The sequence below is a fragment of the Algoriphagus sp. genome (assembly GCF_024642405.1).
Lineage (GTDB): Bacteria > Bacteroidota > Bacteroidia > Cytophagales > Cyclobacteriaceae > Algoriphagus.
Window position 1 is genome coordinate 1 of record NZ_JAHEBC010000400.1, and the last position, 3354, is coordinate 3354.

Consider the following 3354-nt stretch of genomic DNA (forward strand, 5'->3'; position numbering starts at 1 on the left):
TCTTGCTTCCAGAATTGGAAATAATTTGCCAATTAAAGTTCCTGGCCCTGTAGTTCAACGGATAGAACAAGCGTTTCCTAAACGCTAGATCTAGGTTCGATTCCTAGCAGGGCTACTTAATTGATTTAAGTAATAGGAATAATCCTTTTTTGTGATTTTATCCCAACTTTACAGTGGAATTGATTAGTAACCCAAAGATTTTTCATTCACTTTTTTGCTTCATGAATCTTCTTCATGATGTCAAATGACCCCGAGAAACCATGTTTTCCTCTTGAATAGACCATAGTGGTTCGAATATTGGTGTGCCAAGAACTTATCTGATTTCTTCCTCAAATTTCCCATGTATTCCATATGGTTCGTCAGGGTATGCCTCTGTCCATGTACTGATATGTTGGAATTATCATGGCTTCACAGATTCGTTTCAATACTATTATAAGGGGTTCTGGCTCGATGGATATGGTACTCCTGTTTACTTAGCTTTAGTGCTGGTTCCCGGAATTGCATGGCCTATTATGTTAAGGAACGGAAAGCCATTTTAATAATTTTCGATTTGAAGGGGGACAATATCAGGATTTATCTCCTGATCCAGGATTTTTTCTACGAAACAGAGTCTATGATTGTTTGGGATGAAAAGATTTAGCACAAAAAAATAGCCTATTAGGCTTTGCTCAAATCTCTAATGACTTATTAGGCTAAAAACTATAGCGTTTTTGAATCCTAAAAGCCCATTCGTTTGAGAAATTCATCTTTTTTTGATGGGGAGATACTTACTTGCTTATTGTTATTCATAACAATATATCCACCTTCTGACCTCACATATTTTTTCACTTCCTCAAGATTGATCAAGAAGCTATTGTGAACTCTCATGAAGGAATGTCCTTGAAGGATATTTTCATATTCCTTAAGGTTTTTACTAACGAGAAGTTTTCTTCCATCTTGTAAATGAAAATGGGTATATGCACCGTTAGCTTCACAAAAAAGAATTTCTTTGGAAGGGATAAATTCCACCCCCTCTGAGGAAGAAAGTGAAATTTTGTGATTTTCAGAAGAATGGGACTTAAAATTATTGAGAAGGTTTTCAAGCAATTTTTGTCGATTTTCATTTTCGCTTAATTGAAGTGCTTTTTGAACGGCAGCTTGCAATTCCTCCATATCAATGGGTTTAAGCAAATAATCAATAGAGGAAAATTTGATAGCTTTAATTGCATAGTGTTCAAATGCTGTGGTAAAAATCAGATGAAAATCAAGATGACTCACCCGCTGAAGAACATCAAATCCAGTCCCTGTTTGTAATTCAATATCCATAAAAACTAATTCTGGTCTTAATCCAGAAATTTTGATAACAGCGTCTTCGACAGAACTAGCCTCTTCTAATAAAAGAACTTCCGGACAATATTCCCGAAGAAACCCTTTTAAGGTTTCCCTGCTATGAAATTCATCCTCCACGATGATTGCTTTAAGTTGGGTTTTCATTGTTTGGATAATTTAATGGTTACTCGAGTGCCTTCCACGAGGTCGTCTAGTTGAATTTGGGGTTGTTTTTCCCTATTAATTAGTTTTAGCCGTTCTTCTGTTAAGGACATTCCTCTCGAAGGCCTATAATCAGTTTTTTTAAGCTCTGCAGAAGCTTTTCTACCTATTCCATTGTCCTCTATTTCACAGCGGATTGCTTTTTCTTCTTCAAAAAACCGAACCACGACCCTCCTTTCACCCACCCGTTTTGGCATTAATCCATGTTTAATTGCGTTTTCAACGAAAGGCTGGACAATTAACATGGGCACTTCATAAAAACTCAAATCAAAATCTGATGGGGTTTCAATTTTATAAGAGAAAGCGTGGTCAAACCGCAAGGATTCTAAGTCCAGATAAACCTTTAATAATTCAATTTCCTTTTCGAGTGTAACATGGACATCAATTGAATTCTCCAAAACCTGTCTGACAAACTTGCTGAATTTACTCAGGTAGGAGAGCGCGGCCTCTTTCTGTCCGGAGGAAATCAGATGTTGGATAGAGCTGAGGCTGTTGAAAATAAAGTGGGGATTGATCTGGGCTCTTAGCGCACCCAGTTTAGTTTGGAAAGCCTCTTTTTCCACTTGGATTTTTTGCTGACTTATCAGCTTAATTTTATAAGATAGCCCCAAAGCGAAAATGGTACATTCGATCGAGGATCCTGCCACCATGTAATCCAAACTCATCAAAAACATAGTCATCAAGGCACCGGTCGTGAAAATCAACGTAGCTGCGATTACGAAGTATTTCAATTTGTTAGGGTATTTGACCCATAGGTATCCGATTCCTATAAAAGAAAACCCTGCCATGTAATAGCGTTGAAAATCCATCAGTTGAGATTGAAAAATGCTGTATGGCTCTAGGAAAATCAAGTAGGAATTTACCAAGATCAGAACCGCTAAGAGCCAAGCGTTGAAAAGGACAAATTTGTCAAACTTTGGTAAATGATTAGAAAGATCCAGAAAATTCCGGACAAAAAGGGTGTAAAAAAGATTGATACTAAGCTGAGAAACAGTGGTTAGCCAGTAGAAAAAATAAAGCTTATTGTATCCGAAAACCGATGCTAAATAAGGGCTAAGCTGGGAATAGTAGATTAATTGAAAAAGTAAGAAAATGCCATAGTAGAGGTATTGCCTTTCTCTCATATAGAAGAATAGGATGACATTAAATACCGTCAAAACTGCAGCTACTCCTAAAAAGAAAAATGCCAACACCTGGCTTTTGAACGAGTTTTCACCTATGAAGCGAGAAAATATTTCATGGGATTTTGGGTCTGAAAAACGGATGGTTTTAGTATCTAAATCTGGTGTCGCCCTGAGAAATTTGGCTTTGATAAAAAATGAAGAATCAGCCAATAAATCATGAGTAGATACCTTTACAAATTCAAGACTGTGCAAAGTGGCCCGGTGTAAATCATTTTGAATAAGTCGGGTAAGGTTTAGAGAATCTACCGTTCCATTTGGAAAAAAATAGAGGGTGGATACCTCCAGGTTTCCAGGATAGATATAAATCGAATCATTTTGATTTAAGATTTCTAAAAATGGCGAAAAGTCCACTTTAAGCCAGTATTCTTTAGTCCTATTAGCGATTCCTAATGGCTCCGCTTGATTAAATATTCCCTGGGAATTTAACCTTATCATCTGGTCAATTTTGACAGCGGAATCAAAGGCTACGATGGATGGATTGATCGGTACCTGAAAATGGTAATTCTCATCATTTTGCCATGCAAATGAAAACTGAAAAATTCCTAACAACAGTACCGTAAAAAATAGCCTCATTCGTTGGATAAGTTGGGTAAAATCAGGTTGACATATTTACAATTAGCCGTCCCTTTTGGGCAAGCTT

3 protein-coding genes and 1 tRNA gene are annotated in these 3354 nt (G+C 37.0%); 2 read left to right on the plus strand and 2 right to left on the minus strand.

Features of this window, described 5'->3' with window-relative positions:
- The first annotated feature begins 43 nt into the window (after positions 1-43).
- Together Q0L68_RS18415 and Q0L68_RS18420 are read left to right on the plus strand one after the other, a co-directional pair.
- Positions 44-115 (plus strand) — tRNA-Arg (locus tag Q0L68_RS18415).
- A 187-nt stretch (positions 116-302) separates the two neighbouring features.
- Positions 303-539: a hypothetical protein gene (locus Q0L68_RS18420; RefSeq protein WP_296705719.1), complete on the plus strand. Its 237-nt coding sequence runs from the start codon at positions 303-305 to the stop codon at positions 537-539.
- 178 nt (positions 540-717) lie between these two features.
- On the opposite strand, the gene Q0L68_RS18425 is transcribed toward Q0L68_RS18420, so the two are convergent.
- Together Q0L68_RS18425 and Q0L68_RS18430 are read right to left on the minus strand one after the other, a co-directional pair.
- Complete coding sequence (locus tag Q0L68_RS18425; protein ID WP_296705720.1) at positions 718-1473, minus strand: LytTR family DNA-binding domain-containing protein; 756 nt, start codon at positions 1471-1473, stop codon at positions 718-720.
- Positions 1470-3287, minus strand: a complete 1818-nt coding sequence (locus Q0L68_RS18430; RefSeq protein WP_296705721.1) for a histidine kinase — start codon at positions 3285-3287, stop codon at positions 1470-1472. The genes Q0L68_RS18425 and Q0L68_RS18430 overlap by 4 nt, the downstream gene beginning before the upstream one ends.
- Positions 3288-3354 lie beyond the last annotated feature (67 nt).